Below are 22,848 nucleotides of genomic sequence, written 5' to 3'. Positions count from 1 at the left end.
CTGCCTTGCTCGAACAACGCTATCGCTTCATAGCGTTGGTCCGGGGTGAGTGAGCTGTTCGCTCTCATGGGACTGCTCCCTGGTCGATGGAACTGGATTTCCAGTCCAACTTCCAGGGAGCAGTTCACTGGGACCCGGGCCCTTCCCACCGCCGATGCGGCGGTCACTACTCGTCGTCCTCGTCCTCCAGTCGTGCCAGCCATGTGGCCAGTCGGTCGACCGGGGTCTCGAACTCGGGATTGAGGTCGGTGAACACGCGCAGTTGCTCGGCGAGCCAGGCGAGACTGACCTCCTCGCCGCCGCGACGCTCCTCCAACTCCTCGATCCCGCGGTCGGTGTAGTACACGCTCTCTCCCTGACTCCTAGTCGGCGGGAGGGAACACGGTGTCCACCAGGGCACGCTGTTCGGCCTCGTGCCGCTTGGCCGAACCGGCCGCGGGCGAGGAGGAGGCCGGGCGCGAGATCCGGGTGAACGGACGGTCGAGCTGCTCGGAGAAGACCAGCGCGACGAAGGGCCACGGGCCCATGTTCGCCGGCTCCTCCTGCACCCACAGGACCTCGCCCGCGTTCGGGTAGGCCTTGAGCTGCTCGCGGATCTCCTCGATCGGCAGCGGGTAGAGCCGCTCCGCGCGGATGATCGCGGTGTGCTTGTCCCCGTTCTTGCGGCGTGCGGCGTCCAGATCGTAGTAGATCTTGCCCGAGCACAGCACGACGCGGTGCACCTTGTCCGGCGCGATCGAGTCGTCCGTGATCAGCGGCTGGAAAGCACCCGAGGTGAAGTCCTCGGCGGCCGAGGTGGCGGCCTTCAGACGCAGCAGCGACTTGGGCGTGAACACCACCAGCGGGCGCTGGATCGGCGACTTGGCCTGCCAACGCAGCAGGTGGAAGTAGTTCGCCGGGGTGGTGGGGTTGGTCACCGTCATGTTCTCCTGCGCGCACAGTTGCAGGAAGCGCTCGATGCGCGCGGAGGAGTGGTCCGGCCCCTGACCCTCGTACCCGTGCGGCAGCAGCAGGGTCACGCTGGAGCGCTGCCCCCACTTCTGCTCGCCCGCGCTGATGTACTCGTCGATGACGGTCTGAGCACCGTTGACGAAGTCACCGAACTGGGCCTCCCACATCACCAACGCGTCGGGGCGGGTGAGCGAGTAGCCGTACTCGAAGCCCAGTGCCGCGTACTCGCTCAGCAGCGAGTCGTGCACGTGGAAGCGGGTGATGCCGTCGTCGAACTGCTTGAGCGGCGTGTAGGTCTCACCCGTCTCACGGTCCACCAGCGTCGCGTGGCGCTGGCCGAAGGTGCCCCGACGGCTGTCCTGGCCGATCAGGCGGACCGGATGGCCGTCCAACAGGAGCGACCCGAAGGCCAGCATCTCGCCGGTGGCCCAGTCGATGGCGTCGGTCTCGACCATCGTGACGCGGCGGGACAGCTGGGGCGCCAGCCGCGGGTGCGGCGTGAAGCCCTCGGGCAGGGACACCTGGGTGTCCACGACCCGCTTGAGCGTCTCGCTGCTGACCGCGGTCTCGACGGAGGAGTGGTCCAACGGACCCTCGGTGAAGACCTCGGGCTTGACCACGGCGCCCGGCTCGATCGGCTTCTTCTCGACCTCACGGGTCTCGGTGAAGGCGCGTTCGAGCTGGGACTGGTAGTCGCGCAGAGCCGACTCCGCCTCCTCCACGGTGATGTCGCCGCGGCCGATCAGGGCCTCGGTGTACAGCTTCCGGGTGGAGCGCTTGGCGTCGATGACGTCGTACATCAGCGGCTGGGTGAACGCCGGGTTGTCGCCCTCGTTGTGACCGCGACGGCGGTAGCAGACCAGGTCGATGACGACGTCCTTGTGGAAGGCCTGCCGGTAGGCGAAGGCCAGGTGCGCGACCCGGACCACGGCCTCGGGGTCGTCCCCGTTGACGTGGAAGATCGGGGCCTGCACCATCCGCGCCACGTCCGTGGCGTAGACGCTGGAGCGGCTGTCGGCCGGCGAGGTGGTGAAGCCCACCTGGTTGTTGACGATGACGTGCACCGTGCCGCCGGTGCGGTAACCGCGCAGCTGCGACAGGTTCAGCGTCTCGGCGACCACGCCCTGACCGGCGAACGCGGCGTCGCCGTGGATCAGGACCGGCAGCACCGTGAAGCCGTGCGGTCCCTTGTTGAGCACGTCCTGCTTGGCGCGCACGATGCCCTCGGCGACCGGGTTGACCGTCTCCAGGTGGGAGGGGTTGGCCGCCAGCGAGATGCGGATCTTCTCGCCGTCCCGGGTCTCGAAGACACCCTCGGTGCCCAGGTGGTACTTGACGTCACCGGAGCCGTGCGCGCTGCGCGGGTCGAGGTTGCCCTCGAACTCGCCGAAGATCTGGGCGTAGGACTTGCCGCAGATGTTGGCCAGCACGTTCAGACGACCACGGTGGGCCATGCCGATGACGGCCTCGTCCAGCTGGGCCCTGGCCGCCTTGGAGATCACACCGTCCAGCAGCGGGATCAGCGACTCGCCGCCCTCGAGGGAGAAGCGCTTCTGCCCCACGTACTTGGTCTGGAGGAAGGTCTCGAAGGCCTCGGCGCTGTTGAGCAGGTGCAGGATGTGCAGCTGCTCGTCGCGGTCGAGCTTCTCGTGCTCACGCTCGACGTGCGACTGGATCCACTCCCGCTCCTCCGGGCTCTGGATGTGCATGTACTCGATGCCCACTGTGCGGCAGTAGGTGTCGCGCAGCACGCCCAGCACGTCGCGCAGCTTCATGACCTGCTTGCCGCCGAAGCCCCCGGTCGGGAACTCACGGTCCAGGTCCCACAGGGTCAGGCCGTGTTCGAGCACGTCCAGGTCGGGGTGCTTGCGCTGCTCGTGGGCGAGCGGGTTGGTGTCGGCCATCAGGTGGCCGCGCACGCGGTAGGCGTGGATCAGCTCCTGGACCCGGGTGGTCTTGTCGAGCTGGGTGGCCTTGTTGACGTGGATGTCCTGCACCCAGCGCACCGGCTCGTAGGGAATGCGCAGCGAGTTGAAGATCTCGTCGTAGAAGCCGTCCTCGCCCAGCAACAGCTGGTGGATCCGACGGAGGAACTCACCGGACTGCGCGCCCTGGATGATGCGGTGGTCGTAGGTGGAGGTCAGCGTCATGACCTTGCTGATGCCCAACTCGGCCAGAGTGTCGGAGGAGGCCCCCTGGAACTCGGCCGGGTACTCCATCGCGCCCACGCCCAGGATCATGCCCTGGCCCTGCATCAGGCGCGGCACCGAATGCACGGTGCCGATACCGCCGGGGTTGGTGAGGCTGATGGTGGTGCCCTGGAAATCCGGCACGGTCAGCTTGTTGTGGCGCGCCTTGCGCACCAGGTCCTCGTAACCGCTCCAGAACTCCTGGAAGTCCATCTCGTCGGCCTTCTTGATGGAAGGGACCACGAGTTGACGCGAACCGTCGGACTTCTGTAGGTCGATCGCCAGACCGAAGTTCACGTGTTCGGGCTTGGCGACACCGGGCTTGCCGTCGACCTCGGTGTAGGAGTGGTTCATCTCCGGGGTGGTCTGGAGAGCCTTGATCATCGCGTAACCGATGATGTGGGTGAAGGAGACCTTCCCGCCACGGCTGCGCCGGAGATGGTTGTTGATGACGATCCGGTTGTCGAAGAGAAGCTTGACCGGCACCGCGCGCACACTCGTGGCGGTGGGCAGCTCCAGGCTCGACTCCATGTTGGTCACGGTCCGCGCGGCCGCTCCGCGCAGACGCTCCTGCTTGACCTCGAGGGCCTTTTCGCCCTCCTTTTCTTCCTTCTTCTTGTCGCTCTGCTTCGAGGCCGGAGTGGCGGGGGAGCTTGGCTTCTTCTTCGGCGTGGAGGCCGCAGGGACCTTCTCGCCCCGCGCCTTCACGCCACCCCCACCCCTCACGTCGGTGCTCTCCGCGGGCTTGTAGTCCGCGAAGAAGTTCCACCAGGCCTTGTCAACGGAGTTCGGGTCGTTCAAGTACTTCTGATAAAGCTCCTCGACCAACCACTCGTTGGGACCGAAGTCTGTCAGGGGTTGAGACGCCTCAGACGACACGGCGGAGATCGCCCACTTCCGCAGCTCGCTTGTGAATGTTGAGAAGACGGGTGGCTGCCGGCAAGGCGGGCTCAAAAACATGGGAGCAGTCCCGCTTACGCGGGCAGCTTCTGGCCTGGCCGGCACTCGTCGGGTACCAGGCTACTTGTAGCGGCCCCCTGTCGGGGAACCCGAGCGTTATCGAAACTAGGAGATAGGTAACAATTTTTCACATCCAAGTTTTCGCTACGTAGCGGTAACCAAGCCCGGAGTGCTGGATTCGACGCACTTGTGGGTTTTTTGGGCTTTTGAGTGTGAAGCCTTCGGCCTGCCGCGACCGAAAACGGTGTGGTGTGGAACACGGTACGTCACGGGGAACCCCTCGTGTCGGGCCCCCGTCGGAGGAGAGGTGAGCGGCCGGGCAGGACGGCCGGGCTTCCTCCACCGTTCTTCCCAGCGGCGCGGAGGGGCCCGGGCGGCCGCGGACCCCTCCCGGCCGTCGTCGCCTCCCCACGGCTTTCGACCTTCGGTTCCCCCGTCGTCGGGGCGCCCCGACTGGTGAAACGCCGGTGGGCGGCGCCGAAGAGGTGCGGATCTGTGCGTTCTTCGGAGTTCTTCCCCATCGCCGGCCCCGCCGTGCCTACGATCTCGACGACGATGCCGGGACGGACTGCGGGTGGGGAGGCCCATGAAGGGGCTGGGGGAGTTGGAGGCGGCCATCATGGACGTGCTGTGGCGGTCGAGGGAACCGCTGTCGGTGCGCCGGATCCGGGAGACCATGGTCTATGACCGGCAGGTGGCCTACACGACCGTGATGACGGTCGCCGACATCCTCTTCCACAAGGGGCTGGTGGACCGGGAGAAGGACGGTCGGGCCTGGGCGTACTGGCCACGAGAGTCGCACGCCGAGTACACCGCCAGGATGATGGACGAGGTCCTCAGCACCGGACCGGATCCCGGTGCCACCCTGCTGCGTTTCGTGGAGCGCTTCAGCGACGAGGACATGATGCGTTTCCACCGTGTTCTCAGCCAGGTCCGGGACCGTCGGGGCATCGCCGGATGAGCCGGGACGAGGGCCCGCCGTCCTCCGGGTCACCCCAGCACCCAACTGCGGCCCTCGGCGGCGAGCTTCTCCACCAGGGTGGCGCTGTCGTGCTCCTTGGCGAACAGGTGCTCGGGTCGGGTGATCGGCACGATCCACAGCCAACGCACGGGGTCTCCGTGGAAGGAGAGCCCCGAGGTGTCCGGCGGTGGATGTCGGGGGTCGGTGACCAGGGGAGAGGGGTCCTCCAACAGCAGGACCGCCCCCGCGCCGCCGCGCATGGCCCTGTCCTCGGGGTTGTCCAGCCACTTGACGGTGTGTCCGGTGCCGAACCAGGTCACCGCCCGCCAGGGGAAGGCGCCGATCCACCGGAAGACACGGGCCGCGTGGTGGGCGGGCAGGGTCGTGGCCAGCGCCAGCTCCACCCGGGCGTGTTGGGAGGTGTCGGCCATGTACCGGTCCAGGGTGGGCATCCGTTGGCCGCACATCCCGACGGTGGACAGGATCGTGAACGGACGTCCGACCGTGGGCGGGCGTTCCGAGACACGCAGTAGCGGCGGATGTCCGTCGGACACGTCCCAGTAGTGGCCGGGCTCGCCCACACGCCGGTTCAGGTGGCCGAGCACCGTGCGCTGCACGCTGCGCCAGGCCCCCGACGCGCGCCGCCAGTCCCAGTAGGCCTCGGCGTGGACCACCCGAGGCCACAGTTGTCCGTGCACCGAGTCCAGTTCCCAGGCGTAGGCGCTGCGACCGATCGCCTCGCGCGCGTACCCGGGCAGGCCGCTGTCTGCCTCGGCCCAGCCGGGGATGACGGCGAGAAGCCCCTCCTCGTCGATGAGCGCGACCCCGTCCCCCTCCTCGAACCACACGGCGCGCAGGTGGTCGGGGTCGAAGCGCGGACGTCCCTGGGGGTGCTTGGTGTAGGCCTCGGGCATGAGCGGGGCCCGGCCCTCGTACAGTCCGGCGGACTCACTGTCGAGGGGGGCGATCTCGTGGTTGGCCAGCCACACGGGGACGCGGATGCGGCCGCGTGCGTCGAGCAGGTAGGCGGCTGTCGTGTGGGAGTCGCACTCGACGACGACCCTGCGGCTCTGGTACGGGCTGATCTCGTCGAGCAGGACGTCGATCCCTGTCACCGGCCCTCCCACACGCCGATCCCGGTCGTTCGATCCGGCGGACCCGTCCGGTCCGCCCGCACAGCACGTAGAATCGACGGTAGTGCCCTGACAGGCGGAGCAGCAGCGCGACGGCGTATAGGTCGTATAACGACCCGGGTCGCCGCCGCACCGCGCCGGGCGCCAGACCACCGACTCCACGTCCTACGGAATGTCTATGCCCGCCGAGCTCACCTTTGTCGCCCCCCGACGTGCCAAGCCTCCCCGGCACCTGGCCGACCTCAGCCCCCAGGAGCGGGCCGAGGTGGTCAGCGAGCTGGGGGAGAAGCCCTTCCGGGCCAAGCAGCTCGCCCGACACTACTTCGGCGCCCTGGAGTCGGACACCACGGCCATGACCGACCTGCCCGCCTCCTCCCGGGAGAGGCTGGGCGAGGCGTTGCTGCCCACGTTGCTCACCCCGGTGCGCCACATCACCTGTGACGGCGGGATGACCCGTAAGACCCTGTGGAAGGCCTTCGACGGGGTGTTGTTCGAGTCGGTGCTCATGCGTTACCCCGACCGCGTCACCCTGTGCATCTCCTCGCAGGCGGGATGCGGCATGAACTGTCCGTTCTGCGCCACCGGGCAGGCGGGGCTGACGCGCAACCTGTCCACCGGCGAGATCGTCGACCAGGTGGTCGCCAGTGCCCGTGACCTGGCGCGCGGAGAGGTCGCCGGAGGGCCGGGGAGGATCAGCAACATCGTCTTCATGGGCATGGGCGAGCCCATGGCCAACTACAAGCGCGTGCTCCAGACGGTACGTCGCATCACCGATCCGGTCCCGAACGGCCTGGGTATCTCCCAGCGTGGTGTGACCGTGTCCACCGTCGGTCTGGTCCCGGCCATCGACAAGCTCATCGAGGAGAGGATGCAGGTCCGTCTGGCGGTCTCCCTGCACGCCCCCGACGACGAACTGCGCGACGAACTGGTGCCGATCAACACCCGATGGAAGGTCGGCGAGGTGCTGGACGCGGCCTGGCGCTACGCCGGGACCACCGGTCGCCGGGTCTCCATCGAGTACGCGCTGATCAAGGACATCAACGACCAGGCGTGGCGCGCGGACAAGCTGGGCAGGCTCCTCAAGGGTCACCTGGCGCACGTCAACCTCATCCCGCTCAATCCCACACCCGGATCCAAGTGGACGGCCTCGCGCCCCGAGGACGAGCGCGAGTTCGTGCGGCGGCTACAGGCGCACGGGGTGCCGGTCACGGTCCGCGACACCCGGGGGCAGGAGATCGACGGAGCGTGCGGGCAGCTCGCGGCGGCCGAGAACTGACCGGCCCCGCCCCACCGCGTGGGAGCGTGGGATGACCGAGACCGTGTTGGCCTTCGTGGTCGCCCTCCTCTCCGGGCTCGTCCCGGTGGTCAACATCGAGCTCTACCTCGTGGGCGCCGTCATGGCCGTGGACGACGGCGCCCTGGTCGCCATGGCGGTGGCGGCCGGTCTGGGCCAGACCTTCGGCAAACTGCCCTACTACTACGCGGGCCGGGGAACGCTCTCCGCGCGGTGGCTCCGGCGCAGGACCCGCACCCCCGGCCGGTGGAGCGCGCGGGCGGCGGAGTGGCGGCACAAGGCCGAGGAGAGGCCGGTGTGGGGCGCGGGGCTGTTGGCGTTGAGCTCCTTCGCCAGCGTCCCGCCGTTCATGGTGGTGGCGGTGTTGGCGGGGGTGGTACGGATGAACCTCGTCCTGTTCTGCGTGGTCACCTTCGTCACCCGTACCGCCCGTTTCCTCGTCGTGGTACTGGCCCCTGCCTGGGGGCTGTCCTTCCTGCCGGACTGAGCGCGGACCGCTCGGGAGCAGGTCAGCGGACGTGGTCGGCCAGGCGGGTGAACGCGGCCACCACCTCCGGCCCGTACGTCAGGTCCGCGTCGTTGTGCCCCAGACCCTCCAGGACGACCTCCTCGACCAGGTTGGGACAGGCCCTGGCGACCTCACCGCTCTGTCGAGCGGGCACGACCGTGTCGGCATCGCCCATCACGACGGAGGTGGGCACGTCGAGGTCTTTGACGGTCTCGGTCACCGGATAGGTGTCGCGAAGAAAAGATCCCGGCACGAACGGGTAGTGCACCGCGGCCACGTCGGCGAGCGAGCTGAACGGCGAGCGTAGGAAGAGTCCCGCAGGCGGGCGCTCGTGGGCCAGGCGTGCCGCGACCGCCGCGCCGAGGCTCTCACCGAAGTAGAACGTGCTCTTCGGATCGTGACCGAGCTCGGACAGGGCGTCGGCCGCGGCCCGTGCGTCCGACGCCAGACCGTTCTCGGTAGGGCTGCCCGGATTGCCCCCATACCCCCGGTAGTCGAACAACAGGACGGCGAACCCCTCTTCCGCCAGCGCACGTGCCAAGGGCGCACGCGTCTCACGGTTCCCCGCGTTGCCGTTGACGACCACGACCGCTTCCCCGAGGTCGCCGTTCCGGGCGGGGACGTACCACGCGCCGAGTTCGAGTCCGTCGTCGGTGTGCAGGAGCACGTCCCGCGCCCCTGCGATCACCTGCCCGGCGGAAGGCGGCTTACCGCCCGTGGGCAGATAGACGAACGAGCGCTGCACGCTCCACACCAGACCTCCCGACACCGCGATCACGAAGGCGGAGACGACGCCCACGGCGGCGGCGCGGTAGAGGCGCCGACGTGGGGCGTTCTCGTCCGTCATGGACACACCGAGCCTCCTGTCCGACGGTGATCTGTCGTGTGCGCACCATCCTGACGGCCGTGTACACCTCGGCGCCACCGTCGTCACCGTCGCCACGGGTGGAATCCCCTTTTCCGCACTGAAACCCACAGGGTCCGTCGGAGCCGGACGACGGACGCCGTCCGGCTCTGGGGGACCGGCCGGCGGATCAGGCGGTGGACAGGTCCCGATGGCGGAAACCCGCCAGGGCGAACACGCCGGCGACGAGTACCGCGACCAGCGCGAGGACCACCGGCAGGACCTCGAACTCCTCAGTGGGAAGCGTGGGCAGCATCTCGAATCCGCTCAGGTTCACCAGGCGGTCGTCCAGGCCCACCAGAGCGCCGAACATCGAGACCAGGAGGCTGTACCCCAGCCAGGCCCACACCAGTGGGAGCAGACGCGGTGCCACCCCCGTCAACACCGCCGCCGCCGCGGCGAACAGCAGCACCGCGGGCAGTCCGGCCAACGAGGCCCCGACCATGGTCCCCGTCCAGGAGGGGTCCTCCAGGACCAGCGAGGCGCTCGATCCCAGACCGAGTCCGCCCACCACCACGATCAACGCCGAGGACAGCACGCTGACCGACAGCGCGCCGCCGAACCAGCTCACCCTGCCGACGGCGGTGGACAGGAGGAGTTCGGCGCGTCCGGAGGTCTCCTCGGCCCGTGCCCGTGTCACCGAGACGACGGCGTAGGCCGAGGCCGCCATCAGTACGTAACCGGACATGACGCCGAGGAAGCCCTCCGTGACGTCCGCGGCGGCCTCCCCGAGGAAGGCGACCAGATCGGGGTTCTCCTCCAGCATCCCCTCCACCTCGCTCACCAGCGAGCCGAACGCGAGGGTGAAGAGGAAGACGGCGACCGTCCAGGCGAGGATGGCGCCGCGCTGCTGGTGCAGGTGCAGCGCGAACGTGTTGCCCAACAGCGCGCCCGCACCGGCCGGGCCGGGCCGGGCGGCGAACAGGCCCGCACCGAGATCGCGTCGCTTGGCCAGGGCGTAGGTCAGGGCGAAGAGCACCCCGATGAGCGCGGGGTACAGCGCCAGGGGCCACCAGAGCAGGTCGTGGAACACACGGGTCTGCTGGACCCAGGCGAACGGTGACAGCCAGGACAACGCGCCGCCGCCCTCCTCGGCCATGTCGCCCACCACCCGTGCCATGAACGACACACCCACGACCAGGAACGCCAGGCCGGCGGCGCCACGTCCGTGTTCGACGGTCTGCGCGCATACGGCGGCGACGGCCCCGAAGGAGATGCCGGCCAGGGCCAGCCCCAGGCCGTAGGCCACCGAGTCGGCGCCCTCCAGGCCGTTGCCGATCAGCGTCAGAGCGGTCAGGCCGCCGACGACCAGGTTGACGATCGAGACGGTGATCAGTGCCGCGGTCAACTGGGCGCCGGCCCCGAGCACGCCGGCCCGGAGCAGTTCGGCGCGTCCGCTCTCCTCCTCGGCACGGGTGTGTCGGACCACGTGCAGGACGCTCATGACCGCCAGCGCGATGAGCAGGCTCATGGTCAGCTCGTTGACGACCATCGGACCGAGCCCGTAGTCGTCCAGTCCGTACCCGGGGCCGCCGAAGACGATCCCGGTCGGGGTGTCCATGACCGCGGCCCGGGCCTGGCGCTGGGCGTCGGTGGCGAACATGTCGTCGAGCGCCGGGACGGTCGCGGCGACGGTGCCGACCAGGGCCAGGACCCAGACCGTCAGTCGGACACGGTCGCGGCGCAGGACGAACCGTGTGAGGGCACCGGTTCCGGTGAACGTGCTCATGCCGCCGTGCTCCCGTCGCCGTCGAGCGCCGCCGGCTCGTCGCCGTAGTGACGCATGAACAGTTCCTCCAAGGAGGGCGGGTTGCTCACCAGGCCGCGGATCCCGAGTCCGACGAGCGCGCCCATGACCGTGTTCATGTGGGTGTCGTCGACGTCGAAGGTGACGGTGTCACCGTCGACGCGCAGGTCGTGTACCCCCTCGACGCTCTCCAACGCCCGGGGGTCCCCCTCGACGGTGGCGCGCACGGTGGAACGGGTCAGGTGGCGCAGCTCGTCCAGTGTCCCGGACTCCACCGTGCGCCCCCCGCGGATGATGGTGACGGTGTCGCACAGCTTCTCCACCTCGGACAGGATGTGGCTGGACAGCAGGACGGTGCGGCCACGGGACTTGGCCTCCAGGACGCACTCGGTGAACACGGCCTCCATGAGCGGGTCCAGGCCGGAGGTGGGCTCGTCCAGGATGAGCAGTTCGGCGTCGGAGGCCAGCGCGGCCACCAGGGCGACCTTCTGACGGTTGCCCTTGGAGTAGGTGCGCGCCTTCCTGGTCGGGTCCAGCTCGAAGCGGGCCAGTAGTTCCTTCCTGCGGTCGGGGTCGATCCCGCCTCGCAGCCGTCCGAGCAGGTCGATCACCTGCCCTCCGGTCAGGTTGGGCCACAGGGTGACGTCGCCGGGGACGTAGGCCAGACGGCGGTGCAGGGCGACGGCGTCGCGCCAGGGGTCGCCGCCCAGCAGGCGGACCGACCCGGCGTCGGCCCTGAGCAGACCGAGCAGGATGCGGATGGTGGTGGACTTTCCGGCGCCGTTGGGGCCGAGGAAACCCGCGACCTGGCCCTTGTGGACGGTCAGGTCGAGCTTGTCCAGGGCCTGGAACCGGCCGAAGTACTTGTCGGCGCCGCGGACTTCGATGACGGGGGAGGACATGGTGGGACTCCTGTGGAGGTGGTGGGCTCGGGAACCTGGTCTGTCAGTCGGCCTCCTCGGAGTGCTCTTCGGTGTGTCGGAGGTAGGAGTCGAGGAGCGTGCGTTCGGTCAACAGGCCCTCGGTGTACAGCTCCAGGGCCGGGAGCATGTACTCCGTCTCCCACTCCCGGAACACCTCGGCGAAGTCGATCTCCTGACCCGCTCGGCCCAGGGTGACGAGCATGAGGATCGACCCGAGGGCACCGGCGGTCAGCCAGCGGGCCCGCCTGGCCGGGTCCCGGCTCGGACGGATCGTGCCCTCGGCCTCCCCCGCGGCGAGGTAGAGCTCGGCGTCGGCGACCATGCGCTCGAACAGCGAGGCTCCCAGGGGGCCTCCGGTCTGTAGGGCCCGGAGGATGTAGGCGAGGTAGGGGGCGTACTCCTCCATGGAGGCGAGCTGTCGCAGGAAGCCCTGGTCGTCGTGGGCGGTGACCGACTCCGTCTTCAACGCGCCGACGAGGCCGACCACATGGTCGTCGCAGGCCCGCTGGAGCCCGGCCTTGGACCCGAAGTGGTGGATCACCAGCCCGGGGGAGACCTCGGCCTGGTCGGCGATGGCGCGCACGGTCACGTCGAAGCCGTGTCGGCCGAAGCACGCGATGGCCGCGTCCCGGATGCGGGCGCGTGCGGTGAGGTCCGATCCGCCGTCGCGCCTGATTGCTGAACACATGTTCAATAGACTAAACGACGGTTCAATCTCAAGGCAAGCACGAGACTCCGGACGTGCCCGGCTCCTCGGGGGACGGGGGTCGCGGGCGGTCCCGTGTGGGGCGGAGGCGGTCCGGGGGCCGGTCGTACACTCGGTGCACGGCGCCCCTGGAGCGCCCACGCCGACGAGGAGAGGTCCGATGGTGCAGGTCGCGGTCGCCCAGTTCGCCCCGGGGCAGGACAAGGAGGAGAATCAGCGCTCGGTGGCGCGGTTGACGGCCCAGGCCGCGTCGGAGGGCGCGGACGTGGTCCTGTTCCCCGAGTACACGATGTTCACCGCCTCGCGCATCGGCCCCTCCTATGTGGAGGTGGCCGAGCCCCTCGACGGCCCCTTCGTCACCGCCGCGGCCGAGACCGCGCGCAGGGAGGGCGTGTACGTGGTGCTCGGAGTCAACGAGGTCGGGGCGGAGGGCGCCGATCGCTTCGCCAACACGCTCGTGGCGCTCTCCCCGGAGGGCGTGCGGGTCGCGCTGTATCGCAAGATCCACCTGTACGACGCCTTCGGGGTCAGGGAGTCGGACGTGCTACGGCCGGGCCCGATCGAGGAGCCGGAGACCTTCACCGTGGACGGCGTGGTGTTCGGGTTGCAGACCTGCTACGACCTGCGTTTCCCCGAGGTGACGCGCCGTATCGTCGACGCCGGTGCGCATGTGGTCCTGGCCGCCGCGCAGTGGGTGCCGGGCCCGTTGAAGGAGGAGCACTGGCGGACGCTGGTGCGGGCGCGCGCCATCGAGAACACGGTGTACGTGGCCGCCTCAGGGCAGTCGGCTCCCACGGGTGCGGGCAACAGCATGGTGGTCGATCCCATGGGGACACCGCTCGTGGCGTTGGGAGAGCAGGGCTTCGCTCTCGCTTCGACCCGGGTTTCGGCCGCTCGTGTGGAAGAGGTGCGAGAGCTCAATCCGGCTCTGTCTCTGCGCCGTTTTTCGGTCTCTGCGCGAGCAGATGATTGAGGTTCGGGCTGCTATCGCTCGGTAGATAATCCGGCAAAACAGGTGAAAATCTTCGTAGAGTAAGGGGCCTTCCCAGGGTTGGTTACGTACGGTTATGATTCACCTGCATGATGTGATGGGGATCGGTCCGACCCCTTCTCGGTGCCAAGAGCTTCTGATTCAATAAAGAGCCGGTAACTATCGGCCCGCCAGACTGTCCTAAACCACGGGGGGAGCAAGGACATTGCGCGGAACGAGCATGATGTGCGAACCAGACACACGGCCCGCCGTCGACGCCTACGCCTACGACCCGGGCCTGCTGAGCTGGGCGCAGTGCATGGGGGATGCCTGCGTCGTCTGCCACACCAAATGGCCCCGGCCCCGCCGGGTCCTCGGCCACCTGCCCGACGGCAGTCACGTGTTCGGTTGTGAGGAGTGCGCGGCTCTGGTCGGTGCGGAACCCTCGGTTTCCGCCGACGAACGGCTGTTCGCCGCCCGCTAGGAGGAGACGATCGCGCTCCGGGTCCCCAGGGGAGAGGGGCCCGGAGCGCCTCCTTCGGCGCCCTCGCCTCCCACGGGGAGGAGGGCACCGAAGGAGGCGCTCCGGGAGAAACGGCTCCTGGTCGGTCTGCGTCGCCGACCACGCCCCGCGTGGCGCGTCGTAGAGTAATACTACTCCCTGTGTCGACTTCGCGACTGCAAGTGAGAGGAATTCGCCCCCGTCGTCCGCGCTCCTTCCACCGCCCCTCGACGGGGAGGCCCGCGAGGACGCCCCGCTCGTAGGGAGCACCTTCCCGGCGCGGGTCGCTCCCCGCCCCCTCTCAGGCTCCGGAGTCCACCTCGCGTACGGTCTCCAACAGGATGTCGCGACCCTCCACGGCCTCCTGCTGGGACAGGGTCATCGGCGGTGCCATCCGCAGCACGTTGCCGTGCACCCCTCCCTTGCCGACCAGCAGCCCGCGCTCACGCGTGGCCTCCAACACCTTCCCGGCCAACGACGCGGACGGTGCCCCGGTCGCGGGATCCATCATCTCCACGGCGAACATCAGCCCCCTGCCGCGCACGTCCTTCACGCTCGAAAGGGCGGTCAGGGCACTGAGCCCCTCCAGGATCAGGGCGCCCTGCCGCCGTGCGTTGTCCTGGAGGTCGTGCTCCAGCACGTAGTCCAGGGTCGCTCCGGCCGCGGCCATCGACACCGGGTTGCCGCCGAAGGTGGCCACGCCCAGAGCGCCCAGCCGGTCCATCAGGTCGCCGCGCGCCACGACCCCGCCCACGGCGAAACCGTTGCCCAGCCCCTTGGCGAAGGTCATGATGTCCGGGGTCACCCCGTGGTTGCCGATACCGAAGAAACTCGTGCCGCTGCGGCCCCAGCCGGTCTGCACCTCGTCGGACACGAACAGGATGCCGTGCTCGTCCAGCACCTCCTTGTAGGCGGCGTACAGACCGTCGGGCGGCATCGCGAACCCGTTCACGCCCTGGATCGGCTCGGCGATCAGACACGCCACGTTCGGCGCGGTCGTGTCCAGTACGTCCCGCAGGTCGGCGACACAGGCCTCGATGTACTCCTGGTCGCTCATCGTGCGGAAGGCGGGGGAGGCGTGGTCGGTCCCGTGCAGGTAGTGCACGTTCAACGGTGACAGCGAGGAGTTCTTCCACACCCGGTTGCCGGTCACCGCCACGGTGCCGAACGAGCGTCCGTGGTAGCCGCCGCGCATCGCGAGCACCTCGTCGCTGCCACGGGCGTAGGTGGCCAACAGCAGAGCGGTCTCGTTGGCCTCGGTACCGGAGTTGGTGAAGAACACCTTCGCGTCCGGGATCCCCGACAGACGGGCGATCCTCTCCGCCAGCTCGACCTGACCGCGGATGAGGTACAGGGTGGAGGTGTGCACGATCCCCTTGGCGATCTGCCGCTCCACGGCCTCGCGGACCTCGGGCACGTCGTAGCCGAGCGTGTTGGTCGCGATCCCGGCGAAGAAGTCCAGATAGGTGTTGCCATCGGCGTCCGTGACACGTGAGCCCTTGCCGCTGACGATCTCCAGCGGGGACTCGTAGTACAGAGGGAGCCAGGCGGGCATGACCGCGCGGTGACGCGCAAGGAGTTCCGACATGCCTCCAGTCTGACTCAGGAGCCGCGCGCTTGGCCACGACCGGCCGTGTTCGCGACGCCGTCTCAGGGAGCGGGTCGTGGGTACGTGGACGGCACCCACGACCCGCCGAGTGTCACAGCAGGGAGAAGGCCTCCTCCAGCAGGTCCAGGCCCTCGTTCAGCAGATCGTCGCCGATCACCAGCGGCGGCAGCATGCGGATCACGTTGCCGTAGGTGCCCGCGCTCAGCAGCACGAGGCCCCGGGAGTGGCAGAAGGACATCACCTTGGCCAGGGACTCGGGGTCGGGTGTACGGTCGGCGTCCTTGACCAGTTCGACCGCGATCATCGCACCGCGTCCGCGCACGTCGCCGATGACGTCGTACTTGCCGGCCATGTCGCGCAGACGGCCCAGCATCAGCTCGCCGATCTCCCGGGCCCTCTCCACCAGGCCGTCGGACTCGATCGCCGACAGCGAGGCGAGCGCGGCGGCGCACGCGGCCGGGTTACCGCCGTAGGTGCCCCCGAGGCCCCCTCCGTGCACGGCGTCCATCAGCTCGGCGCGGCCGGTCACGGCCGCCAGTGGAAGACCGGCCGCGATGCCCTTGGCGGTGGCGATCAGGTCCGGGACGATGCCCTCGTGCTCACAGGCGAACATGTGGCCGGTGCGGGCGAAGCCCGTCTGCACCTCGTCGGCGACGAACACGATGCCGTTGGCGCGGCAGAAGTCCACGATCGCGGGCAGGAAGCCGGGCGCCGGCTCGATGAACCCGCCCTCGCCCTGGATCGGCTCGATCACGACCGCGGCCACGTTCTCGGCGCCGATCTGCTTGGTGATCTGGTCGATCACCATGTCCGCGGCCTCGGGGCCGCAGTTGTCCGGGCCGGTCGGCCAGCGGTAGGCGTAGGCCATCGGCATACGGTGGATCTCGCCGGCGAAGGGACCGAAGCCCTGCTTGTAGGGCATGTTCTTCGCGGTCAGGGCCATGGTGAGGTTGGTGCGGCCGTGGTAGGCGTGGTCGAAGACCACCACCGCCTGGCGGCCGGTCGCGTTGCGGGCGATCTTCACCGCGTTCTCCACCGCCTCGGCGCCCGAGTTGAGCAGGATCGACCGCTTCTCGTGGTCTCCCGGGGTGATCCGGTTCAGGGCCTCGCACACCTCGACGTAGGCCTCGTAGGGGTTCACCATGAAACAGGTGTGGGTGAACCGGCCGAGCTGTTCGGACGCACGCTCGACCACGCGCGGGTCGGCGTTGCCGACGTTGGTCACCGCGATACCGGAACCGAAATCGATCAGGGCGTTGCCGTCGACGTCCTCGACGATGCCGCCGCCGGCTCGCTCGACATAGACGGGCAGGACACTGCCGACGCCCTGGGCGACGGCCGAACGGCGGCGCTCCTGGATCGCGCGGGACTTGGGGCCGGGGATCTCGGTGACGACCCGGCGGGACTGGGCGACCTCGGTCGCTGCCATACGGCTGCCTCCTTCTGCGATGGGTGGACGGGAAGTCGAGAAGGTCGGAGAGGGGTGCGCCGACCTGGCACGACATTAGGAGGCGCCGAGCACCGCGCACATGGACACAGTGGATAATCAAGACGGGTACTTGCGCCAACACGTCAGGTTTGTGCACATGCGATCACGGGGGAGGAGGACAGGATGCCGCCGACCCTGGGCGCTCTGATGCGTACACCGCGCCTGCGGCTGAGCCTGCTCACCGGACAGGAGAACCTGGACCGCCAGGTGGAGTGGGTCGCGGTCAGCGAGCTGGAGGACCCCACCCCCTACCTGGCGGGTGGTGAGCTCCTGCTCACCACCGGGGTGCGGTGGGCCGGTGGCGTCCCCGACCTGCGCGACTACGCGCGACGCCTGGCCGAGCGCCGGATCACCGGCCTGGGCTTCGCCGCGGGCGTGGTCCTGGAGCGCACACCCGTCCGGTTGCGCGAGGCCGCCGCCGAGTCCGGACTCACCCTGGTGGAGGTCGGGCGGGAGACCCCCTTCATAGCGATCGGCAAGGAGGTGTCCCGCCTCCTGGCCAAGGAGGAGTACGAGGGACTGAGCCGCGCCTTCGCGGCCCAACGTGAACTCACCCGTGCGGCGCTCACCGGCGCCTCGGCGATCGTGGGCCGTCTGTCCCGCGACCTCGGGGCCTGGGTCGTGCTGCTGTCCAACGACGGCGTCGTCCGACACGCGGCCCCCGCCTCGGCCGCGGAGCACGTCGCCGGCCTGACGGACGAACTGGACCGCCTGCGCGCCGCGGGCGTGCGCGCCAGTGTCTCGGTCACCTCCGGTGACGAGCACGTGTCCGTGCAACCCCTGGGTACCGGCCGACGGATACGCGGCTTCCTCGCGGTGGGCGCCGGGGGCGGACTGGGCTCCGACGAACGTACACTGGTCAACGCCGCGGTGTCACTGCTCTCCCTCGAACTGGAGCGCGCCGCCCACAGCGTCCCCGCCAGGATTCGCGAGGGGGTGCTCACCGCCCTGCTCGCCGGGGCCCTGGACCCCCTCCACCCCGGGGCGGAGAGGTTGCGGGAGGCCCTGCCCCCCGAACCCGTCGTGGTGGCGGTGGCGGAGCGGAGCGGCCCCGCGCACCCGCCCGAGGGCGTCCTGATCGCCGAACAGGACGGACGCGCACTGCTGCTGGCCGGCGCCGACACGGCGAACGGCGTCATCGGCGAGGTACTGGAAGGACCCGTCGGGGTGAGCGACCCCTCCTCCTACGCCCAGCTTCCGGGAGCCCTGTCCCAGGCCGAGCGGGCGTGGGAGGCGGCGCACGGATCGGGAGAGGACCTGCTCCGGTTCGGCGACCTGCCAGGGGGGCTCCTCGGACTGACACGGACTCCGGCGGGAGCCCGCATGGCGGAGGAACTGCTCGCCCCGCTCCTGCGGCAACGCACCTCCGCCGAACTGCTCGCCTCACTGCACGCCTACCTCGCCGCCTCGGGACGCTGGGACGCCGCCTCCGAGGTCCTGGGGGTCCACCGCCACACGCTGCGCTACCGCATGCGCCGTATCCGCGACCTGCTGTCGGGGGACCTGGACGATCCCGACTACCGGACCGAACTCTGGATCGCCCTTCGCGTCCACGGCCTCGACGGGCGGGAATGAGGCGGGACCGGGGAGGCGGCCCGCGAACCCCGGGCCTCTCCATCGGAACCGGAAGCCGGGGCGGATTTCGGCGTTCGAGGGGTTCGGCCACGCTCCGTCCTCCACAATGGCCTTGCTGTCATCGGGCGGCCGGTCGATCACACACCTGGGGGCGGGGCGGCGTTGAGATCACTGAGGGACGACGAGCACGAGATCGGGTACGGGCACCCGCAGAGGTCACCGGGCGCCCCGCCCGTGCCCCCGGGGCCGACCGTGGGCGTGGGGGCCGCCTCGCTCCGCTGGAAGCCTCCGGTCGACCGTTCCGAGGTGCTCTCCCTGCTGGCCTACCTCCGCTCCTGCCTGCGCCGCGAGGCCGTGCACGCGCACACGGTCCACGCGCGGGACCTGGGCACAGACGCCTGCGTCTGCCTGCCCGCGGGGCATGAGACCCTGTTCAGCGGCGCCCGCGAGACCCTCGTGCTCCCCTCCGACGCGGCCCGGGTCCTGAGCGTGGCCCGAAGGCTCGGGCAGACACCGCGTTACGGCTATCCGCTCGTGATCCTGGGCGAGGGCGCCGATCGCGTCGCCCTGCCCCTGCTCGTCGTCGACGTGGCGCCCGTGGACGACTCCCAGGAGGCCTCCCCCGCCTCTGGCGACACGCTGGTCCGGGCGGTGGGACCGCCCGACGTCAACCCCGCCCTCCTGCGGCTGCTCGACGTCACCGACCCCGAGGACCTGTTCGAGATCCGCGCCCGGCTGCGCGCGGGAGCGCCCGATCCCGCGCGGCGTCCCGCAGCCGTGTCCGACCTCGCGGCCAGGGTCCGCCTCCTGCTCGCCCACCTGGAGATCGAGAGGGTGGACGACATCGCACCGCTCGGCACTCGGGGCGCTCCGCGCACCGACACCCGCGGAGCCCACAACGTCGCCGTGCTCCTGAGGGCGGGGCCCGGGGGGAGGGAGGAGACCGACGCCTGGGGGCCCCGGGACGTCGAGGACGTCCTGGCGGACCTGGACCCCTCCTCCGGCCAGAACGGACTCGATCCCGCCGCCGTCACCGGAACGGCTCTGGGAGCCCTTCTCGGGCCGGGACCCGTGGCTCCGTGCGAGGGCGTGGACACCGTTCCCACGGCGGGGACCCGCCGTGGCGGACGGACGGACTCCCGGCACGGCGCACGCGGGCTCCCCCCTTCCACGGAGACGGCCGGGGACGACGACTCCGTCGTCCCGATCTGCGTCACCGAACTCGGCCAGTCCCAGTACGAGGTCCTGCGCGTGGCCATGCGAGAAAGGCTCACCGTGGTCGCCGCGCCTCCGGGGAGCGGAGTGCACGACCTGGTCGACTCCCTCGTGCGCACCGCCGTGGGCAACGGCCGGCGCGTACTGGTGTGCGCACAGACCGAGGCCGACCTCGCCCGGATCGACGTCCGCGCCGAGGCACCGCCAGCCCTCCCTCTGATCCGGACCGGCGGACACGAGCACCGTTCCGCCGAGATACCGATGCTCGACCGCCTTCTCCTGGAGCGTGCCCGCAGCCTGTCCGAACCCTGCACCGATCCATACGGGGCCGATCCGGAGGAGCACCGGGCGGCTCTGGCCGAGGACTGGGCACGTGTCCGCCGGATGTGGCGGGCGATGGACACCATGGCCTCGGGGGGACACGCACTCGCCCGCCTCGCCGAGGAGCGCGGGCGCGCCATCGCCCGAGGCTGGGACCCCGACGCCCTCTTCACACCGGAGCGGGGAGGCCCCGAGTACTGGTGGCGGCGGGCGGAGCGCGCCAGGCAGAAGGGGATGGTCGGACTGCACCACCGCACCGCGATCCGCCGTGAACTGGGGGTGGCCACGGACCCCGCCGCTCTGGCCGAGCTGTGCGAGGTCGCGCGGTTGGAGAGCGAGTGGCGCGCGGCGGTGGACCGGCGTACCCGTTGCGCGCCGTTGGGAGAGCTGACAGAGGAGTTGACCGACGCCCTGGCCCGGCACCGTAGGTCCAGCGCCGGCTGTCTGCGAGCGGTCGTCGAGCCGCGGCTGCGGCGGGGGCACGCCGCGATCGAGAACCGGTTGGAGGCGCTCAACTGGCAGCGCGGCAACGGCCGGCCCGGACTGGAGAACGTGCTGGACACCCTGCCCGCGTGGGCGTGTCGAACCGACCAGGTACGCGCGCTGCCGCCGCGTGCGGGGCTGTTCGACCTGGTCGTCGTGCTCGGCGCGGAACGTTCCCGCGTGGCCGAGCTGTTGCCGGTGCTCTACCGCGCCGACCGCGCCGTGGTCTTCGGCGACCCCGTCCACCCGGGACCGACGAGTGCCCTGGAGCCCGCCGAGGAGAGCCTGGCGTCGGCCGCCGCGGGCCTGACCGTGGAGCGTCTCGACGAAAGGGGCCTGCGCCACGGCACGGGATCGGCGATGCGGGCCCTGTACCGGTCGGCACCTCCGATGCTGTGGCTGGACGAGCACGACGGTGCGCCGCCGGGCCTGGCCGAGACCGCCTCACGGCACTGCTACGGAGGCAGGCTCTCGGTGCGCACCGCACCCGATCTCACGGGAGAACCGGTGTTCGAGTGGTGGGACGTCGCCGGCGTCTGTGAGCCGGCGCCGGGCGCCTCACACGTCAACCGTGACGAGGCCTACCGTGTGACCGTCGTGGTCGACGAACTCGACGCCCACCTGCCGCCCGCCCTGTCGCTCGTGGTCATCGCTCCGACGCAGCCGCAGGTGGCGCTCATCCGGCGCCTGCTGAGCCGGCGTGTCCACCGCCGTGACGTACGGGTCGGTGGCCCCGATCTCCTGTCCGTGGACCGCGACGCGGTGGACGTCACCGTGCTCTCACCCGTCCTCGCCTCCCATGCCCCGGCCGACGCCCAACGGCGGATCCTGCGCATGAGTCACCTGTGGTCGTCGGTGCTGACCCGCACCAGGAGGAGGCTCGTGGTGGTGGGCGACCGTGGCTACTGGTCGGGTCGGGAGACCCCCTTGGCGGACCTGGACGCCTCGGCCTCCGGCACCGTGGTCCGGACCGATCCGGCCGTGTCCGCCCTGGTGGAGGAGTTGCGCCGAGCGAGAACCGAGGTGACCTTCCCCGGTGAGGTCGGTGGCCTGGCCGCGGACATGGCGGTCGGCTTCGGCTCCCGTCGCCTGCTGCTCCTGCTCGACCGTGAACCCGACGGCCGCTCCCTGCGCCACCTGCTCGCCCGGGGCGACTCCCTCAACCGCGCCACCGGGGAGTCCGTGGTGGTGGTGCCCGCCTGGCGTTGCCTGGCCGACCCGCGCACGCTCGTGAAGGAGATCCTGACCGCCCACTGAAACCCGGCGCCGTGCCCCGCCTCCACCAAGGGGCGCGGCCCGGGGGAGACGCCCTCTCCTCGCCCGGAGCGGCGGGGCGGCACCGGCCTGAGCGGGGCTCTCCCAGGGCGGTCACCGCGGGCGTCCTGGACGAGGACCGGGCACTACCCTGGAGCCGGACGCCCGGAACGCGGTGGTTCGTTCGTCGGTCCGGGCCGAGGTGAGAGGGGAAAGGGTTGCCCGAGGGGCACACACTGCACCGACTGGCGGCGCACTTCGACAAGACCTTCGGTGGTGGCACGGTGCGCGCGACCAGCCCGCAGGGGCGTTTCGCCGAGGGCGCCGCACGCGTGGACGGCCGGGTGCTGGTCGAGAGCGAGGCGCACGGCAAGCATCTCTTTCTCGGGTTCGACTCGGGAGAGTGGTTGCGGGTCCATCTGGGCCTGTACGGTGCCTGGACCTTCGGGGACGCCGACGGCGAGAGTCACCTGGGCGCGCCCCGCGCCGAGGGAGGGGCGCGTTCGGAACTGGTCCGCGACGAGGAGGGCTTCGTCGTGCCCCCCGAACCCGTCGGTGCCGTACGCCTGCGTCTGGTCAACTCCTCCGGATGGGCCGACCTGCGCGGACCCTCGGCCTGTGAGGTCATCACCGAGGAGGAGAAACAGGCCGTCCGCTCCCGGCTGGGACCCGACCCCCTACGGGACGACGCCGACCCCGAACAGGCCTGGCGTGTGATCGGCCGGTCCCGGACGAGCATCGCCGCGCTGCTCATGCGCCAGGACGTCGTGGCGGGGATCGGCAACATCTACCGAGCCGAGTCGCTGTTCCGCGCTGGCCTGGACCCCATGACCCCCGGACGCGACCTCACCCGGGATCAGTGGACCCGATTGTGGGAGGACCTGGCGGGTCTGCTCCGTGACGGTGTGCGCGACGGTTACATCATCACCACGCGTCCCGAGCACCGCCCCGATCCGGAGGCGTACCCCGTCCCTCGCCCGGACACCCTCTACGTCTGCTACCGGACGGGGGAGCCCTGTCGGGTCTGCTCCTCGTCGATCGCCGCCCGCGAGCTGGCCGGACGCACCCTCTACTGGTGTCCGGGATGCCAGGAGGACGCCGGGACGACCCCGGAATGACCATCCGGTTCATGAAGTAGAATCCCCAACCGTTTG

The 22,848-nt window shown here is 70.0% G+C and carries 17 protein-coding genes; 8 read left to right on the top strand and 9 right to left on the bottom strand.

Features of this window, described 5'->3' with window-relative positions; translation table 11 throughout:
- Window positions 1-166 precede the first annotated feature (166 nt).
- Entirely contained in the window at window positions 167-346 is a 180-nt protein-coding gene (locus PFX91_RS18400) for a DUF6104 family protein (RefSeq protein ID WP_285733514.1), read from the bottom strand.
- A gap of 16 nt (window positions 347-362) precedes the next feature.
- Window positions 363-4,019, bottom strand: a complete 3,657-nt coding sequence (locus PFX91_RS18395; protein ID WP_285733512.1) for a multifunctional oxoglutarate decarboxylase/oxoglutarate dehydrogenase thiamine pyrophosphate-binding subunit/dihydrolipoyllysine-residue succinyltransferase subunit — start codon at window positions 4,017-4,019, stop codon at window positions 363-365.
- A gap of 667 nt (window positions 4,020-4,686) precedes the next feature.
- Between PFX91_RS18395 and PFX91_RS18390 the strand changes: the two genes are divergently transcribed.
- Window positions 4,687-5,061: a BlaI/MecI/CopY family transcriptional regulator gene (locus tag PFX91_RS18390; protein ID WP_285733510.1), complete on the top strand. Its 375-nt coding sequence runs from the start codon at window positions 4,687-4,689 to the stop codon at window positions 5,059-5,061.
- Window positions 5,062-5,090: 29 nt separating this feature from the next.
- On the opposite strand, the gene PFX91_RS18385 is transcribed toward PFX91_RS18390, so the two are convergent.
- Window positions 5,091-6,176 (bottom strand): suppressor of fused domain protein, encoded by a 1,086-nt coding sequence (locus PFX91_RS18385; protein WP_285733507.1) that lies wholly within the window; start codon window positions 6,174-6,176, stop codon window positions 5,091-5,093.
- 196 nt (window positions 6,177-6,372) lie between these two features.
- Between PFX91_RS18385 and rlmN the strand changes: the two genes are divergently transcribed.
- Both rlmN and PFX91_RS18375 read left to right on the top strand, forming a co-directional pair.
- Window positions 6,373-7,470: a dual-specificity RNA methyltransferase RlmN gene (gene rlmN / locus PFX91_RS18380; protein ID WP_285733505.1), complete on the top strand. Its 1,098-nt coding sequence runs from the start codon at window positions 6,373-6,375 to the stop codon at window positions 7,468-7,470.
- 31 nt (window positions 7,471-7,501) lie between these two features.
- Window positions 7,502-7,975, top strand: coding sequence for a YqaA family protein (locus tag PFX91_RS18375; protein ID WP_285733503.1), 474 nt, complete (start codon window positions 7,502-7,504; stop codon window positions 7,973-7,975).
- 22 nt (window positions 7,976-7,997) lie between these two features.
- On the opposite strand, the gene PFX91_RS18370 is transcribed toward PFX91_RS18375, so the two are convergent.
- The 4 genes from PFX91_RS18370 to PFX91_RS18355 form a co-directional block, all read right to left on the bottom strand.
- Window positions 7,998-8,843 (bottom strand): alpha/beta hydrolase, encoded by an 846-nt coding sequence (locus PFX91_RS18370; RefSeq protein WP_285733525.1) that lies wholly within the window; start codon window positions 8,841-8,843, stop codon window positions 7,998-8,000.
- Between the two features lie 187 nt (window positions 8,844-9,030).
- Window positions 9,031-10,629 (bottom strand): ABC transporter permease, encoded by a 1,599-nt coding sequence (locus PFX91_RS18365; RefSeq protein ID WP_285733502.1) that lies wholly within the window; start codon window positions 10,627-10,629, stop codon window positions 9,031-9,033.
- On the bottom strand, window positions 10,626-11,549 hold the full coding sequence (locus PFX91_RS18360) for an ABC transporter ATP-binding protein (RefSeq protein ID WP_285733500.1): 924 nt from the start codon (window positions 11,547-11,549) through the stop codon (window positions 10,626-10,628). The genes PFX91_RS18365 and PFX91_RS18360 overlap by 4 nt, the downstream gene beginning before the upstream one ends.
- Before the next feature lie 43 nt (window positions 11,550-11,592).
- Entirely contained in the window at window positions 11,593-12,258 is a 666-nt protein-coding gene (locus PFX91_RS18355; RefSeq protein WP_285733498.1) for a TetR/AcrR family transcriptional regulator, read from the bottom strand.
- A 178-nt stretch (window positions 12,259-12,436) separates the two neighbouring features.
- On the opposite strand from PFX91_RS18355, the gene PFX91_RS18350 reads away from it, so the two are divergent.
- Window positions 12,437-13,249, top strand: coding sequence for a carbon-nitrogen hydrolase family protein (locus tag PFX91_RS18350; RefSeq protein ID WP_285733496.1), 813 nt, complete (start codon window positions 12,437-12,439; stop codon window positions 13,247-13,249).
- 238 nt (window positions 13,250-13,487) lie between these two features.
- Window positions 13,488-13,730, top strand: coding sequence for a hypothetical protein (locus PFX91_RS18345; protein ID WP_285733494.1), 243 nt, complete (start codon window positions 13,488-13,490; stop codon window positions 13,728-13,730).
- Window positions 13,731-14,049: 319 nt separating this feature from the next.
- Here the strand turns inward: PFX91_RS18345 and PFX91_RS18340 are convergent, their stop codons facing one another.
- Together PFX91_RS18340 and gabT are read right to left on the bottom strand one after the other, a co-directional pair.
- Window positions 14,050-15,336 carry an aspartate aminotransferase family protein gene (locus tag PFX91_RS18340; RefSeq protein ID WP_285733493.1) on the bottom strand — a complete coding sequence of 429 codons (1,287 nt, stop codon included), beginning with the start codon at window positions 15,334-15,336 and terminating at the stop codon, window positions 14,050-14,052.
- 112 nt (window positions 15,337-15,448) lie between these two features.
- Complete coding sequence (gabT, locus tag PFX91_RS18335; protein WP_285733492.1) at window positions 15,449-16,786, bottom strand: 4-aminobutyrate--2-oxoglutarate transaminase; 1,338 nt, start codon at window positions 16,784-16,786, stop codon at window positions 15,449-15,451.
- 183 nt (window positions 16,787-16,969) lie between these two features.
- Here gabT and PFX91_RS18330 point away from each other — a divergent pair, with 183 nt between their 5' ends.
- From PFX91_RS18330 to PFX91_RS18320, 3 genes are all read left to right on the top strand, one after another.
- Window positions 16,970-18,421 (top strand): PucR family transcriptional regulator, encoded by a 1,452-nt coding sequence (locus PFX91_RS18330; protein WP_285733491.1) that lies wholly within the window; start codon window positions 16,970-16,972, stop codon window positions 18,419-18,421.
- A 162-nt stretch (window positions 18,422-18,583) separates the two neighbouring features.
- Complete coding sequence (locus tag PFX91_RS18325; RefSeq protein ID WP_285733489.1) at window positions 18,584-21,697, top strand: DEAD/DEAH box helicase; 3,114 nt, start codon at window positions 18,584-18,586, stop codon at window positions 21,695-21,697.
- Between the two features lie 215 nt (window positions 21,698-21,912).
- Window positions 21,913-22,812 carry an Fpg/Nei family DNA glycosylase gene (locus tag PFX91_RS18320; RefSeq protein WP_285733488.1) on the top strand — a complete coding sequence of 300 codons (900 nt, stop codon included), beginning with the start codon at window positions 21,913-21,915 and terminating at the stop codon, window positions 22,810-22,812.
- Window positions 22,813-22,848 lie beyond the last annotated feature (36 nt).

The organism is Nocardiopsis sp. ATB16-24, from assembly GCF_030271535.1.
Lineage (GTDB): Bacteria > Actinomycetota > Actinomycetes > Streptosporangiales > Streptosporangiaceae > Nocardiopsis.
The sequence above is the reverse complement of the archived record's forward strand: the minus strand, read 5'-3'. Positions and strand labels throughout refer to the sequence as shown.